Below are 14,964 nucleotides of genomic sequence, written 5' to 3'. Positions count from 1 at the left end.
CGAATGCGGACCGACCGCTCATGGGTATGGAGCCAATGACGCGGCCAGCGTTGATTGGCGGAGGAGGACCAGGGGCTACGCCACTACGCTGAGATCATATGCGGAAAATGTCCTGGGCTTCCTGCATCTTCAGTAGAAAGTCGCGCATCTGATCCAGATTTGTCTGCGACTGCTGATACCAAGCATAGGCATCTTCGTAGCTCGCCTGTGCCTCGGCTATGGCGGATGCGTGATGGTCATCAATGTCAAAATTGGGGTGCCAGAGCTGTCCAAATTCACGCTTGGTCGGAATGGTATTGTCGGGGTAGCTGGTGACATTGAGATCCCGGTGCCGCTTTGATAGCGCAACCTGGATTTCGCGGGTCAGATAGTCGGTGCGCTTCTGTCCAGTCAGTTCCAGGTCGTTGGCTCTATCGAGAATGGGGCTGAGAATTTGCGCACTACCATTCGACGTCATGGTGGTGCCATCGGTATAGAGAGCGGCCAACAAGACGCCGTTACTTGAAAATGTCGTGCGGACGTTTGAACTGCTATCGGGACCGTTCGCCTGCACAAAATCGAGTTGCTGCTGCGCCATCTCCAAACGCTTTGGCCCAAGTCCGGGATTGGTGAACCGGTCAATCTGGAAGTCGAGCCACTGGTCGAAAGGAACGATCGCTTTTTCCATTTGTTCGGCGCTGATCTGGACAGCCTTGCCGACCAGAATGGAGCCGTCCGGAAGTTTGAATTCCGCGTTTTCGGGAATGGGCTCACGAGCCTTCCACGACGCCACCGCCTCCGCTTTCTGATTTTCATAGTAGGTCTGCAGGTATTGTCGCATTGCAGGATCGGCGAAAGTGGCAGCTGTAATCTGCATGGTGGACCTCGTGACAATCAGTCGTCCTCGTTCATGCAAAATGCGGGCCAAACGCAGAACACTGGAACAGGAGGAATTTGGCTCGGCGAGCTGGGTTCTGGCCGATCTTCTGTGCAGAAAATGCCGAGCCAGCATGGTGCCGGGTAAAAAGTGCTGATCGGCTGAGGCCAGTACTTCTGAACGCCGCCCTTTATCCTCAGCCCAAAGAGCCTCTGAGCTCCTATATGCGATCAGGAATGTAGAAACCTGCAGCCATTAGCTTTCCTTCAGTTGTGAACTCAAAACGCTACGGCTGTCACACGGTGTTTTACCGGCGATTAACCAAGCTAAGACAGTGTCAGTTTGACGGATTCCTACGTCACCACATCAAATAATATCGACGTACCAGGCTTCATCCGCGGGGCGGACCAGTGTCATTCCTGTTGCCCGAACGTCACTGGAGACAAAGTGACTAACTTCTTCACTGGCAGCATCGCCCGACGCCTCTATGCTCTGATCATCATCTTCGCCATCGGATTTGCCAGCGTGCTGGCATATCAGCTCTACACGCTGCGCGAGAACCTCGACGCCTTCAAGCGCACCGAATTGCAGAGCGTGGTTCAGGGCGCGACAAGCATTGCGCAAAATTACTATGACCGAGCCCAAGCCGGTGAATTCACCGAAGAAGAAGCCAAGTCGCTGACGCTGGAGTCCCTGCGCGGCTTCCGCTACCAGGGCGGGGAATACGTGTTCATCGACACGTTCGACATGGTCATGCTTATGCATCCGACCAAGCCGGAAAAGCAGGGTAGCGACCGTTCCATCGAAGCGGATGGCGCCGGCAAGCTCTACATCAAGGAGATGGTCACCAATGCCATCGCCAATGGATCGACTTTTGTCACATATCTGTTCAAGTCCCCGGAAGGCGGCTTTTTCGACAAGGTCAGCTATGCGCAGGCTTTCACCCCCTGGGGCTGGACGATTGCCTCGGGCGTATTGACCACACAGGTCGATGCCATCTTCGGCGAAGCCGCGCTGATCAGCGGGGCCATCGCCTTTGGCGTGACCTTGTTGCTGCTGCTCATCGGCGTTTTCATCGCCCGCTCGATCAGCAAGCCGATCGCCAGGCTGAACCGTGACATGGTGCGCATCGCCGACAATGACTTCGATGTGGTGCCGCAGGGCATGACCCGTCGCGACGAAATCGGCGACATGGCGCGCTCCGTCGAAGTGTTCCGTGAAAACGGACTCAAGGTCAGCCAGATGACCGAGGCGGAAGCGGCGCGCATCATTGCCGACCAGAGGGCGCGCCAGCAGATGATGAGCGAACTGCAGGGAGCTTTCGGCGAAGTAGTGGATGCTGCGATCGCCGGCAATTTCAGCCGCCGTGTCGAGGCTCAATTCCCCGATCCCGAACTCAACGGGCTGGCAAGCAGCGTCAACAGCCTCGTGGCCACCGTGGACCGCGGACTAGACGAGACCGGCCGGGTGCTGACGGCTCTCGCCAATACGGACCTAACCATGCGCATGGAAGGCGAGTATCAGGGTGCCTTTGCTCGCCTCAAGACCGATACCAATGCGGTGGGCGACAAGCTCAGTGAGGTGGTGATGCAGTTGCGCGATACGTCGCGGTCACTGCGCCTCGCCACCGGGGAAATCCTGGCCGGCGCCAATGACCTCTCTGAACGCACCACCAAGCAGGCGGCGACGATCGAAGAAACGTCGGCAACCATGGAACAGCTGGCAGCGACCGTGCTGCAGAATTCGCAGCGCGCCAAGGATGCCAGCGTCAACGCCGGCGAAGTGACCCGCACCGCCGAGGAGGGCCGCAAGGTGATGGAAAAAGCCAATGAGGCCATGACGGCGATCGAGACCAGTTCGGGCAAGATCTCCAATATCATCGGCATGATCGATGATATCGCCTTCCAGACCAATCTGTTGGCACTCAATGCCTCGGTAGAAGCGGCGCGTGCCGGCGATGCCGGCAAGGGCTTTGCGGTCGTGGCCGTGGAAGTGCGGCGCCTGGCGCAATCGGCAGCGTCTGCCTCGGCCGACGTCAAGGTCCTGATCGAGCAGTCGACAGGCGAGGTGGGACTGGGCTCGCGCCTGGTGTCGGACGCGGCAGGGCGGCTGCATGCCATGCTGGATGCGGCGCGCGCCAACAATCAGCTGATGGATGGCATTGCGCGCGATAGCCAGGAACAGGCATCCGCCATCGAAGAGGTCAATATTGCCGTCCGCCAGATGGATGAGATGACCCAGCACAATGCGGCATTGGTTGAGGAGATGAATGCCTCGATCGAACAAACCGAGGCCCAGGCCGGGGCGCTGGACGATATCGTTACGGTGTTCAAAACCGGCGAAGGTCGTGCTGTGGCCCAGCGCAATTCGGCGCCGCCGCCGCACAGCGCCATCAAGCCGACCAATGCGAAGCGTGCCGCCAGGGCGGCCTACCTCAGCCAAGGCAATGCGGCGATTTCGAGTGACTGGAGCGAATTCTAAAACACCATTCGGTTAGGCGCGAGGTTTGTCTGAACACTGACGGCCCCTCGCTTCCCGATTTATTAAGCGCCTGAGGGGCTGGCCAACCCCATTGGCAAGTCCAGGCGGCAATGTGGGTTCGGGGATAAGCGTGGCGGCGCCCCGGCCTACCTCACTGGGGGCCGCGCGATCCCGCCACGGTCCGCTTGATTTCCTGCAGTACGGTCAGCCCGGCGCTCTCATGACCGAGATTGCCCGGGAGCGCCGCATCGTCTTCCGACGTGACGGGAAGTCAAGGATACGCTGCGCCATGATGCCAGGCGCTTTGCGCCAAACGTCTTTTTCCGCGTTGGGTTTGGTCGTGTTGGCCTCCTATGATGTAGGGTTGGAACATTCCGGAAGGATCGGAATTAAGGGAGTCTGCTAACCCGGCCCAAAATGGAGGAACCGATGGAAAAGACTGTTGTGCGGATCAATGGTTGGGAGGTTCGCCAACGGGAGGACGATAGCTTTGGTGTCTATGACGAACACGGCTTCATGGATGGGCCGTTCGGCTGGATGGACGATGCCATCGCCGCCGCAAAGAAACTTCCGACCATTGCAATAAAGCCCTCCGAGCCAAGCCCAATCATTTGGCATCAAACTGAAGCGGCGAAGGTAGGACAGACAGAATTTGTAGCCGGTCAATAATATTAAATGTATTGATAGCTTCATATACTTACGTAATATCTTTGTAGGGCTGTCAAAGCCCGCAGGAGAGCGGCTGTCGCCGCCGTACCTCGGCCGCTCTCCTTCTCCCACCGGATTTGGTCGCCGATTTGTGAGTATTCTCCTGATGAGGGTAACGGGAACGTCGGTAAAGCGTGGCAGTTATTATTGAGCAGGCATCTCCTGCACCTTCAGAAGTCGGAGCTAACCTCGACACTACCGCCCCTTTGTGCCGGGGTTAGTTCTTTGAACAGTTCAGCTGATTGGCCGACGGGGAGCACGGCCAAGTGCTCTATTGCTGCGATCCCAGAGACCTGGAGACCTGTCGATGACGATGCTCTCTGAGCGCAGCCAAAAGAGGACCGAACTCGACGCATGCGGGACCGAAATGCTGGCGGCCGCAATGGGACTTGCCGCTGCTGCCAAAGCCGCACGGCTCGGTTTCGATAGCCATGACGCCGCCACCGTGACGAAGCTAATTCGCTCATCGTTTGACCTGCGCACTGTCTGGTACTGGAGCGATGACAGCGCGACGCCGGCGCGTGATATGCCTCCGTCCATCTCGATCAGGACTTTGCCGGAGCAGCCAACACTCCCATGGGAATAGCCCGTTCCAGCGGAACCTATGCGGGCGACAAGCATTAGGGCTGGGTCAGATACGTACCCAACCTTGCCCCGGCTGCCCGCCGGGGTTTCTTTTTATGGCGCGTCGCCCGCCTCAGACCCCAAAGAGCTTCACCCTTGCGGACTTTGAGGAAATGCAGGATCGACGGCCAGGATCAGCGTTACCAGTGGTGGAGCCGGATACCCGAACGCTCTGGCATTGTTGGGGTTCATGCCAACGACTGGGAGCGCTTTTGCCAACCATGACGCCATCTAGGTAGATGTCCGTGTAACCGCCGCGCCTCGATCCATCATGAGTTCGTGCATTCCGGCAGTTATGGGTGCTGGCAATGAGCCAATGGCGACAGTGTCAACGATATTGGCCGAACCGCCGCTCGGTCGCCCCCCGCCCCTGGGGGCCATGGACAAGCGCCTGTTGCTGCTGACCGACAGGGGAGCCGAGTTTCTCGGGCGTACGATCGAGGCATGGGCTGCGATCTGTACGGACGACCGGGCACCGTTCAACAGGTTTCGAGTGACGCAAGCTCGCCGGCACATACACGGCGGCCGAAGTCGAAGAGATCGCCAGATGGCCTTGGGCCATGCTGGGCTAGCTTGCCGGCAGCAAAAAGCCCCAGCACGAATGCCGGGGCCCTCTTTGGCTACAACTTGGGAATGCGGCCTAGAACTTGAAGTTCACGCCGGCACGAACGACGTGCGAGGTCAGGTTGATGTCAACGCCAGTATCGAAGTCGGCAGCGCCGAAATCGACATAGAGATATTCGCCCTTGACGGTGATGTTGTCTGTTACAGCATATTCAACGCCGCCACCCACAGTCCAGCCAACGAAGTTGTCCGTGACTTCATCCGAAAAGCCCGGTCCGGAAACGGAGACCGAACCACGTGCCCAGGCAACACCGCCGGTGACGTAGGGCATAAAGCGGTCAACGGCCAAACCGGCGCGAGCACGGACAGTACCGAAGTAGTCAATGCCGATTTCGCCGGTCGCCCCACCCAGGTCTTCCGAATACTTAACGTCGGAAATCTGAACGTCGCCTTCGAGACTGAGGACGAAACCGCCGAAGTCGTAATTGTAGCCGACCTGAACGCCGCCAAGAGCGCCATCAATGTCGTCGAATGTGAAACCGCCCTGCTCAAGCTCGGCCCAACCATAACCAAGGTTCGCACCAGCATAGAAGCCGGACCAGTCGAAGGCACCGGCAGTATAAGCAGCCGGAGCAGCCTGCTCCACGACACCAAGGTCAGCAGCGAAAGCCGTCGACGTCGAAAGCGCGCCGACAAATGCAATAAGAGCAATATTCTTCATGATTCCCCCAACAGGTAATGCGAGACCTGTATCCCTAAATTACTGAGAACTCCATGTTTTCTACCCAGTCGCCACATTCTCGCCTAAAATTGTGGCATTTGCGCCACGCCTGATTTTGGTGAGGCTCACCGTTCATGGAAACGGCTTGGGATATCTGCACATACATGCCCAGAAGCGATCACCACCTTCGGCGAGAAGACGGTAAGCCTGTATTCGCGAGCAGCCCATCTGCTGCGCGATCTCAGAGGGGGTTGATACCTTCTGAGTGCTGCCAGCAATGATTAGCGTAAGCACTTGCGGGTGATAACATGTGAATTGAGGTATAGGACCGGACCTAAGTGGTACCAGACAACATATCCATCGGTTGCGATCTGTCACGCGAGGGCATCTGCACGCTCTGATCGCTTGGTCGCCAACTCCTTGGCCAGCGAGATAAATGCGCGCATCCCGGCGGAGAGGTTGCGACGGCCGGGATAGTAGATGGCAAGCTTCGGGAGAGATGGAGTCCAATCCTGCAAAACCCGGATCAGTCTGCCGGCCTCTATATCCTCAAGCACAGCATGTTCATGGATAAAGATAAGACCAACCCCTTCGAGCGCCGTTTGTCGTGACAGAGTTCCTTCGTCCAAGGTGATCGGTCCTCGGACGTCGATTTGTACGCTTTCGCCTTGTTTCTCAAATTGCCAACGATAGAGCGCGCCATTGGGCAGACGAACTCTAACGCAGCGATGCCCCAGCAGGTCGGCCGGCGTTTGAGGTATGGAGTACCGCGCGAAATAGGCCGGCGATCCTACCACGGCAAAGCGCTGCGGGCGGCCCAGTGAGACGGCTATCATGTCGTTCGGCACCAGATTTTCCACCCGTATCCCCAGGTCAAATCCTTCAGCGACGATGTCTACCAGACGCCCCTCCGTAACCAAGTCAACCTCCACATCCGGAAAACGTCGCAGGAATTCGAGAACGAGCGGCGACAAAATTTCGCGCGCGGCTGTGACTGCCGCATTGATGCGCAAGACGCCTGAAGGGGTCTGTCGCTGCGCCCCTACCTCGGCCATCGCACCCGCAATGTCCTGAAGGGCCGGACTGACCCGTTCAACGAACGTGCGCCCGGCATCCGTCAGCGACACGCTGCGGGTGGTCCGGTTGAACAGGCGAACGCCAAGCTCGGCCTCGAGACGGGCGATGGTATGGCTGAAAGCGGTGCTGGACAGACCCAGCTCAATAGCCGCAGCCCGGAATGAACCCCGCCGTGAAACAGCGATCACCGCGTTCAGGTCCGTTAAGCTCGCACGAAACATTATCCCGATCCATTCATCTTAGCATGCCGCTTTATCCCACTTATCGACACACTGATCCATCCTCATCTTGGTGTCACACCAACGCAAAGGATGATTGCAATGAAACTTCCACAAGCTATAGCCGCCTATTTCGAGGCCGACCGCAGATCCGACAATGATGCTCTCATTGCCAGTTTCGCGCCTGACGCCGTAGTTTTCGACGAAGGCGCCAAGCACAAGGGCCACGCGGAAATTCTATCATGGCTGCTCGCGTCCAAAGCCAAATACGCCAATCTTGTCTCTGAACCGGTTGACCAGACGATCGATGGTGACAGGGTCGTCGTACGCAGCAGGGTCAGCGGAGATTTTCCCAATAGTCCAGCGATGCTCGACTATACGTTCACGCTGGCCGGCGACTGGATCACCTCCCTGGAGATCCACTGATGGAAAATTTCCTCAATCTGGACGGAAAGCGCGTGCTCGTCACATCAGGCACGCGCGGCGCGGGCGCAGCGACCGTTGCCCTGTTCCGGGAGCTCGGAGCGCGCATCCTGACCGCGGCACGGACCAAGCCCGATGTCTTGCCCGCAGAGCTATTTGTGGCGGCCGACCTGGCCACCGCGGCGGGATGCCAGACGGTTGTCGAAGCCGTTCACCAGCGGCTGGGCGGCGTTGATATCATCATCAACATGCTGGGAGGCTCGTCTTCACCTGCTGGCGGGTTCGCCGCCCTAAACGACATGCAATGGCGCAAGGAGTTTGATCTCAACCTGTACCCAGCCGTCCGATTGGATCGCGCGCTATTGCCAGGTATGATTGCCCAGGGCAGCGGTGTAGTTATTCACGTGACCTCAATCCAGAACCGCCTGCCTTTGGCAGATGCCACGACCGCCTATGCCGCAGCTAAAGCGGCGCTGTCGACCTATAGTAAAAGCCTGTCCAAGGAGGTTTCGCCCAAGGGCGTGCGTGTGGTGCGCGTTTCGCCAGGCTGGATCGCAGGCGAAGCGTCAAATGATCTGGCTACCCGTCTCGCCAAGGAGGCGGGTACGGACTATGCCGGGGGCGTCAAGCTGATCATGGACTCGCTGGGCGGCATTCCCCTTGGCCGGCCAGTCGAGGCAGACGAAGTTGCCAGTCTGATCGCTTTCCTCGCCTCAGATCGCGCAGCATCAATCACAGGCACGGAGCACGTGATCGATGGCGGTACGATCCCGACTGCGTAGGCAAGGCTAATACTATCAGCTGCGAGACGAGTCGGCCGAGGTCGGCTCCCTCGCGGTGCTCGGTGCTGTCCATTTTTAAAGGCTGCAGGTAAGCATCTTCGCTCGGGGGGCCGCTTTAGGTGCCGCTGATGCCCAATGAAGAGTGCCACGTTCCACGGCATGCCGGACCGGTGGGATCCTCAAGTTAGACCGTGCGAAGCAAAGTAGGGCTGATCGAACAATTTCTCGCTTACGAGTGACCATCGGATCTTCGAAGGCCGTGGAAGCACCCGTGTCGAGAACAGGGATTGCGTGGGAGTGACGATCGTGTCGGCCGGACGTCGGTCTCAAGCTCGGACAGCGGCGCCGTCCAAATCTGTAGGTCGTGTGCCACAGCAACGATGGGGGTGTCTCGCTCAGCAGCACCAATTGCAGCTAGGATCACCGGCACCACTTTCGACGCCGAAGGAATGCCCGTGGAGCAATGCTACTCGCTATGGGCGGGAGGCGTTCGTTTTCACGTGGCTCACGGCCACTAGCAGTTCTTCAACCAGACCAGCAATGATGTAGGAACGGCGGTGGGCGATCAATGCTCACTCGCGTCAGAGCCACATTTCGAAACAGCTATGCGTCGTTGTTCCACTGCTGTTTCGAAACCGCCACTGTTTCAGCGGATGTTTCATTCGCCTGGATATTGCTCCATGACCATTCCATCGTCCTGCGCTTTAACACCGAGAGTTCGAGGCTTCTTCTATTCAGCCCCTGCCGTCGACGAAGTCGGCTTTTCGGCAGTGAGGTGATACGGCGACCACCTCGCATCCAGCGACGTCAGAAATCCCAAGGAGATATCAGATCAAGCCCTGCTGTCGCGAAGTCTGTTAGATTGCGAGTGGCCAGGCGCCCGCCGTTTACACGCGCGATTGCCGCTATCATACCATCGGGAGCAGACATTCCGCGCCCCTGGCGAACAGCAGTCCCCATGATTTCCCCATAGGCTAGGCCGCTTCCTCAGTTAGCCCAAAATCCGGTCAGCAAAACGACGTCGCCAATCGGACAGTCCCTACTCCAGACGTTCAGCGCGCTGATCAGGCCGGATTTTCCCGATGCCAAAGGCAATTTCGGCGATCGTCACGGTCGGCAGGGCCATCTCCGCATCGTGCCGGACGAGCCAAGCGAGCACCGCTTCGTTGGGCGCTTTTTTCAGCGTCTCGGAGATCACATTGGTATCTAGAAAAATCAAAGATCGACGCCCCGATGAGGACGACGATGTTCGCGAATGACGGCTTCGAGATCGATGTCTGTGCCGGATTGAGCCGCCAGTCGCATATAGAACGCCGATGCCGGCTCGCGACCTGCTTCGCGCACCTCATAGGATTCGAGCGCCCGCTCGACAATATCGGCAATCGAGCGATTTTCACGTCGGGCCAGCCGATGAGCGAGATCACGCGCTTTGGAGCTTCGGACAGAGAGTTGTGGTGCAGCCATGTCGGTCTCCTTCTGTCACCAATATCGGCTCGAAGCGTCCAGCCATCAAGATGGCTATGGATGGCTCTTCATCTTTGCTGGTTTCCTGAGTTTTGGAGGACTGAGGCGGCCCGCAATAGCCGGCACAGGGATAGTCCTCGAGTTGTCTCGTCCTTGACCGTCTGTGCGGGCGTGGATTTTGCACGTAAAGCCGCCGCGTGATCGACCAAAAGCCTCCTTAGTCGGCTGAGGTCGGCTCCCTCGCGGTGCTAGGCACTATCCATTTTAGAGACTGCAGGTAAGCACCTTCGCTCGGGGACCGCTTTAGGTACCGCTGATTCCCATTGAGGAATGCCATGTTCCCCGCGCATGCCGGACCGGTGGGATCCCAAACATGCGCGTATACTCCCGCGAGAATTGGGTCGGGCTCTCGTAGCCAACGCTGAATGCAGCCGTGGAGACCGACTGGCGTTCGGCCTGCATGAGGCGCCTCGCCTCGATCAGTCGCAGGCGCTTCTGATATTGCAGCGGCGTAGTCCCGGTGATGGCCTTGAAGTGCAAGTGGAAGGCCGAGACGCTCATCCCGACGGCACTAGCAAGGTTAGCGACTACAATGGGCTGCTCAAAACCCTCACGAATGGCACCAACGGCCTGCGCGATCCTTGACGCATGGCTATCAGCCTGCGCCAGGGCGCGGAGCAGCGCGCCATGACTAGCGCAAAGCAGCCAGTAGTGGATTTCGCGCATGACTAGCGGGTGCAAAACTGGCAAAGCCGCCGGCTTGTCGACAAGCGCAAAAAGCCGTCCCATCGCCTCGACGATCGCTTCGTCGGCCTCCGCCGCCATTATCGCCACAACGTCGCTGTCGCCAGCTCCGCCGCTCCGCGGTTCGCCGGATAGTTCCCGAATAAGGGCCATGTCGAGCTTGAGTGCCAAAGCCACATAGGGCTGCGTTGGGGACGCCTCGACGACGCGGGCACCTGTTGGAAGATCGATGCCGACGATGATTGAATGCCCCTTTGGAAAGTCGACCACTCGCTGTCCCTGCAGGGCCTGTTTGGCGCCCTGCAGGACCAGGCAGAAGATGGGCTCGTATAGGACCGGCGCCAGTTCGGTAGCGCTCCTTTGGCGCGACACGTTCAAACCTGGAACGTTCGTCTTGCTGGGCTCGTCGCCGAGGCCACGGGCATCGGCATAGGCCAGCACCTTGCGGGCGAGATCGTCGAGCATCACCCGATCCTCCGTAGAAACAGGCACTGGAATAGCGCTTCGGCAGCCAATTCAGCAATAGCGCGGCTACAGGTCTGGAGAAATAGGCAGGTTCTTTCGAGGAAGTGGCAGGCGGGGGAAGCTCCGCGGCGCTATCTCTACGCCGCACGGATACCCAAAGGAGATCGACATGAACATCACGGGCAATACGATACTCATCACCGGCGGCGGCAGCGGGATCGGCCGCGCCCTTGCAGAAGCATTCCTTGAAAGAGGCAATGAGGTCATCGTCACAGGGCGCAGCCGGGACAAGCTCGAGGCTGTCGAAAGCGCCAATCCCGGCATCCACAGCTACCAACTCGACGTCGACGATCCGGCGGCAATCAGCGCCTTTTCGCGTCAGGTGGTGCAAGACTTTCCCGCCCTCAACATTCTGATCAACAACGCCGGCATCATGCGCGCGGAATCCATCCAAGACGGCTCCACGGTCACCGCAGAAGCGACGATCACAACCAATCTGCTTGGGCCGATCCGGCTTACAACCGCTTTGCTCCCTCACTTGATGTCGCGTCCGGATGCTGCCGTTTTGACGGTTTCATCGGGGCTGGCTTTCCTGCCACGAGGGGACTTTCCGGCTTATTGCGCTACCAAGGCAGCCATTCACTCCTACAGCCAGACGCTACGCGTGCAGTTGCGTGGCACTTCGGTGCAGGTCATCGAATTGGTGCCCCCCTATGTTCAGACCGAGTTGACCGGATCGCAGCAGGCCAGCGATCCCAATGCCATGCCTCTCGCCGACTACATTTCCCAAACCATGGCCCTGCTCGAACGGCGAGGTGATGAGGATGAAATCCTCGTTGAGCGCGTGCATTTCCAACGCTTCGCCGAGCGCGAAGGCCGGTACGCCGAGTCATTTGCTCGCCTGAACAGGTAGCCGCGAAGGCGGCAGGAGCTCCGGCCCCCAGGTTTTTTGGATGAGCCTACATTGCCATCTTCCGGGCCGGCGACGATTTTGTCGTGGCGCGTTGGACCGGCTGAGTGGCGACATGCACGATGTGCTTAGGGATCAATAGCCTCAAGCAGAACTCGTATCCGCAAACGTCCGTTTCCAAGCGAGGGCCGGAGTGGCCAGCGTGCAAACCACCCTGCCCCGGCCATCAGAGCGACCAAGGCGGAACAGCCGCTTCGCGATGAATTCAGCAGAGCAACAGGCTGCTCGGTCGTTCACCGCACGCGCAACCTCCTGGTCAGGATGATCCGCGGCCTCTAGGTCAAGATCAAAATGGGGCACCTCAGCGTCCTTAATGATGCCTTAAACTCTGCGGTGCAGTTTGGGCTATCTCCTCCCGGGAAGAAACTAAGGCGCTCCAAATCGGAGCGCCTTTTCTTCTTGAGCTGCCTTATGAGGCCGCCACCTAAACCAGCTTCGGCGACTTTTACAACCTGGCGTCAGCTAAGGCCACTTGCTCCAAGCTTTTCAAGCGTTCCTCGCACACTGTCCGGACAAGCGCGTGCAGGTGCTCGGTCCGATCCATGAGCCATTTCAGCGCATCTTCGCTGATCTCATAGTGCTTGGAATAGCGGGCTTTGACGTAGGCTTCATTGAGAACGTTGAACCAGGCATTATGGCGGTGCTGGTCGCGTGGCCAGGCCTCAATGAGGCGACGGTCACGATCCTCGGCGAGCATGCGCAGGAATTTCAGGTTATGTGATGGAGGACTGTAATTCGTCAGCACCAACAGCACGGCGGAGTAGGCTTGTTCGAGCGATTGATGAAGTAGAAAGGCCGCTGGGTTAAGCATGCCATCCGCCATCGAATATTTCGCTAGTTTTAGAAAATTGAGCGCGGCTTCAAAACGTTGAGTGTATTGCTCGCGAGCAACATCCAATGCCTGTTGCGGTGTAAGAATACCGGGCTCAGCGAGTTCCCGATTATCCATCTCATAGAGCAGGATGCCTTCTTTGCGGATGTCCGTGAAAAAGTACTGCGCATTGCGCAGGGCATTGTTCACTTCGCGACCCGAGTGCACGATCAGGCCTATCGGCACGCCGATCGTGGGCTCGCGATTTAGCCGGTCTGTGGCCCGATCCCAGTATTCAAATCCCGCAAAACGGCTCTCGTTCACGATCACTAAAATGTCGAAATCCGAGCGATACCCCTTCATAGTGTGGGGCTCATCGACCCAGGTGCCCTTGGCATACGATCCAAACAGGATGATCTTTAGAATGCGCCCGCGGCGCTTAGCCTCCGACTTGGCTTCCTTAAGCGCGTCATCGAACTCCTCGTGGATGATCTCGACGATGCGCGCCACATTGCGCTGCTTGCTTTCGGGAAGGTGATCGAGGCTGATCTTCAATTCTGGGCCCCTTTCAGGTTCGCGAGCACTTCGGCCTGTGAACTATGCCCAGCCAGGAAGCTCATGACAACATTGTTGGCGACCGATCTGTGAATCGGGCACGACGCGCCAAAATGGACCACAAACCGCAAGTGGTCACGCGAGCCCGGGTTACCTGATCATTCATAACGCGGCACGGACTCGATAGCGAAAAAGCGAAGCCCCCGGCAATTCTGCCCTCAATGGACCGTGGTTATGTTAATGGCGATGTATCAACAGAGTTTAAGACGGCGGCCTCATCCTGTCCGCAATGCTCGCCGGCATCCAAATCGGAGGATTTGTCGCGCCTACGGGAATTTCTTGCTTCTTGAAGTTTCCGCAATTCCTCGCCATTGTTGCGCCGATTGATGTTGACGATTCTTGCCGACGAGGTTGCAGGCAGACGCCGCGGCACTCGTCTTGGTGTTAGACGCAAGAGAAAGAATACCGACCTGCTGTATAAGAATCTGGTCCTGGCGAATTTCCGCGCAAGAGCGCATTCAGCGTTAAGTCGTAGGTTGCCATGAAATGGCTTCATCGAGGGTTGATCTTCAACCCTGCCGGCAAATTCGACTGGGCGGTCAGCCACGCGCTGCAGCCCACGCCTTTGGTGTTGACAGATAGGATTCGGATTTTTGTTGGTCTGCGAGATGCCCAGGGCGTCAGCCGTATCGGGTCTGTGGACCTGGACAAGGACGACCCGACCCAAATAATCGGGCATTCAAGCACCCCCATTCTCGACATTGGCGAGGACGGGTGCTTTGACGAGAACGGGGTGGTGCCTTCGGCAGTAGTCCAGCACGAGGGGCGACTGTACCTGTACTATGCCGGATACCAGTTGGGGACCAAGGTGCGCTTTGCCGTGCTGGGTGGCCTGGCCGTATCGGACGATCAGGGGCAAACGTTCAGGCGCCACCAGCGTGTCCCGGTCTTCGAGCGCACCGATACCGAAACTTTGTTCCGGGTGCCGCATACGGTGCGGCACCAAGATGGCCTATGGAAAGTATGGTATGGCGGCGGTGACCATTTCATCACCGGCGCGGACAAGACGCTGCCGGTCTACAATGTCCGCTACACCGAATCTGATACGCCCTACGCCTTTCCCCGTCCCGGCCGCGTCTTTCTCGACGTCGCGGGCGCCGAGTACCGAATTGGCAGGCCGTTCCTATTTTCCCGCGCGGAAAATGACCATTACTTGTTCTATGGCTACAGTACCGAAGACCGACCTTACCGGCTTGGCTTTGCCCGATCGTCCGATTTGCAGACTTGGCAACGCCACGATCAAGATATTGGGCTGGACGTGGCACCGGAGGGCTGGGATTCGGAAATGATCGCTTATCCTGGCTTGGCCCAGGTCGGTGATCGGGTCTTCATGTTCTACAATGGCCGTGCCTACGGCAAAGACGGCTTCGGGTTAGCGGAACTGCTCGAATGGTAGCTTGGCGCCGCTACGAAGCGACCGACCAGGCCGTTTGGGACAATT

At 58.2% G+C, this 14,964-nt stretch carries 13 protein-coding genes and 1 pseudogene; 7 read left to right on the top strand and 7 right to left on the bottom strand.

Annotated features, from left to right (window positions below):
* Nucleotides 1-94 precede the first annotated feature (94 nt).
* Nucleotides 95-856, bottom strand: coding sequence for a hypothetical protein (locus N8A98_RS02020; protein ID WP_262165372.1), 762 nt, complete (start codon nucleotides 854-856; stop codon nucleotides 95-97).
* A 447-nt stretch (nucleotides 857-1,303) separates the two neighbouring features.
* Between N8A98_RS02020 and N8A98_RS02015 the strand changes: the two genes are divergently transcribed.
* The 3 genes from N8A98_RS02015 to N8A98_RS02005 all read left to right on the top strand — a co-directional run bounded on the left by N8A98_RS02015 (nucleotide 1,304) and on the right by N8A98_RS02005 (nucleotide 4,631).
* Nucleotides 1,304-3,337, top strand: coding sequence for a methyl-accepting chemotaxis protein (locus N8A98_RS02015; RefSeq protein ID WP_262165370.1), 2,034 nt, complete (start codon nucleotides 1,304-1,306; stop codon nucleotides 3,335-3,337).
* Between the two features lie 429 nt (nucleotides 3,338-3,766).
* Complete coding sequence (locus tag N8A98_RS02010; protein ID WP_262165368.1) at nucleotides 3,767-4,006, top strand: hypothetical protein; 240 nt, start codon at nucleotides 3,767-3,769, stop codon at nucleotides 4,004-4,006.
* Nucleotides 4,007-4,352: 346 nt separating this feature from the next.
* Complete coding sequence (locus N8A98_RS02005; RefSeq protein WP_262165367.1) at nucleotides 4,353-4,631, top strand: hypothetical protein; 279 nt, start codon at nucleotides 4,353-4,355, stop codon at nucleotides 4,629-4,631.
* 678 nt (nucleotides 4,632-5,309) lie between these two features.
* Here the strand turns inward: N8A98_RS02005 and N8A98_RS02000 are convergent.
* Together N8A98_RS02000 and N8A98_RS01995 are read right to left on the bottom strand one after the other, a co-directional pair.
* Nucleotides 5,310-5,954, bottom strand: a complete 645-nt coding sequence (locus N8A98_RS02000; protein ID WP_262165365.1) for an outer membrane protein — start codon at nucleotides 5,952-5,954, stop codon at nucleotides 5,310-5,312.
* Between the two features lie 374 nt (nucleotides 5,955-6,328).
* The gene (locus N8A98_RS01995; RefSeq protein ID WP_262165364.1) at nucleotides 6,329-7,252 is read right to left on the bottom strand and encodes a LysR family transcriptional regulator; all 924 of its coding nucleotides are present in this window, start codon (nucleotides 7,250-7,252) and stop codon (nucleotides 6,329-6,331) included.
* Nucleotides 7,253-7,351: 99 nt separating this feature from the next.
* Between N8A98_RS01995 and N8A98_RS01990 the strand changes: the two genes are divergently transcribed.
* Together N8A98_RS01990 and N8A98_RS01985 are read left to right on the top strand one after the other, a co-directional pair.
* On the top strand, nucleotides 7,352-7,675 hold the full coding sequence (locus N8A98_RS01990; RefSeq protein WP_113123126.1) for a nuclear transport factor 2 family protein: 324 nt from the start codon (nucleotides 7,352-7,354) through the stop codon (nucleotides 7,673-7,675).
* A complete protein-coding gene (locus tag N8A98_RS01985; protein ID WP_113123113.1) occupies nucleotides 7,675-8,454 on the top strand; it encodes an SDR family oxidoreductase in 780 nt (259 codons plus the stop codon). Before N8A98_RS01990 ends, N8A98_RS01985 begins: the two co-directional genes overlap by 1 nt.
* Before the next feature lie 807 nt (nucleotides 8,455-9,261).
* On the opposite strand, the pseudogene N8A98_RS01980 reads toward N8A98_RS01985, so the two are convergent.
* From N8A98_RS01980 to N8A98_RS01970, 3 genes and pseudogenes are all read right to left on the bottom strand, one after another.
* Nucleotides 9,262-9,673: pseudogene (locus tag N8A98_RS01980) on the bottom strand (PIN domain-containing protein).
* Nucleotides 9,670-9,918 carry a type II toxin-antitoxin system VapB family antitoxin gene (locus tag N8A98_RS01975; protein ID WP_113123112.1) on the bottom strand — a complete coding sequence of 83 codons (249 nt, stop codon included), beginning with the start codon at nucleotides 9,916-9,918 and terminating at the stop codon, nucleotides 9,670-9,672. Before N8A98_RS01975 ends, N8A98_RS01980 begins: the two are co-directional and overlap by 4 nt.
* 303 nt (nucleotides 9,919-10,221) lie before the next feature.
* Nucleotides 10,222-11,127: an AraC family transcriptional regulator gene (locus tag N8A98_RS01970; protein WP_113123111.1), complete on the bottom strand. Its 906-nt coding sequence runs from the start codon at nucleotides 11,125-11,127 to the stop codon at nucleotides 10,222-10,224.
* 169 nt (nucleotides 11,128-11,296) lie between these two features.
* Here N8A98_RS01970 and N8A98_RS01965 point away from each other — a divergent pair, with 169 nt between their 5' ends.
* Nucleotides 11,297-12,040 carry an SDR family oxidoreductase gene (locus N8A98_RS01965; protein WP_262165358.1) on the top strand — a complete coding sequence of 248 codons (744 nt, stop codon included), beginning with the start codon at nucleotides 11,297-11,299 and terminating at the stop codon, nucleotides 12,038-12,040.
* A 502-nt stretch (nucleotides 12,041-12,542) separates the two neighbouring features.
* On the opposite strand, the gene N8A98_RS01960 is transcribed toward N8A98_RS01965, so the two are convergent.
* Nucleotides 12,543-13,463: a nucleotidyltransferase and HEPN domain-containing protein gene (locus tag N8A98_RS01960; RefSeq protein WP_262165357.1), complete on the bottom strand. Its 921-nt coding sequence runs from the start codon at nucleotides 13,461-13,463 to the stop codon at nucleotides 12,543-12,545.
* A gap of 541 nt (nucleotides 13,464-14,004) precedes the next feature.
* On the opposite strand from N8A98_RS01960, the gene N8A98_RS01955 reads away from it, so the two are divergent.
* Complete coding sequence (locus tag N8A98_RS01955; protein WP_262165356.1) at nucleotides 14,005-14,919, top strand: glycoside hydrolase family protein; 915 nt, start codon at nucleotides 14,005-14,007, stop codon at nucleotides 14,917-14,919.
* Nucleotides 14,920-14,964: the final 45 nt, after the last annotated feature.

Source organism: Devosia neptuniae (assembly GCF_025452235.1).
GTDB lineage: Bacteria > Pseudomonadota > Alphaproteobacteria > Rhizobiales > Devosiaceae > Devosia.
This window is presented reverse-complemented; position numbering and strand designations above follow the sequence as displayed.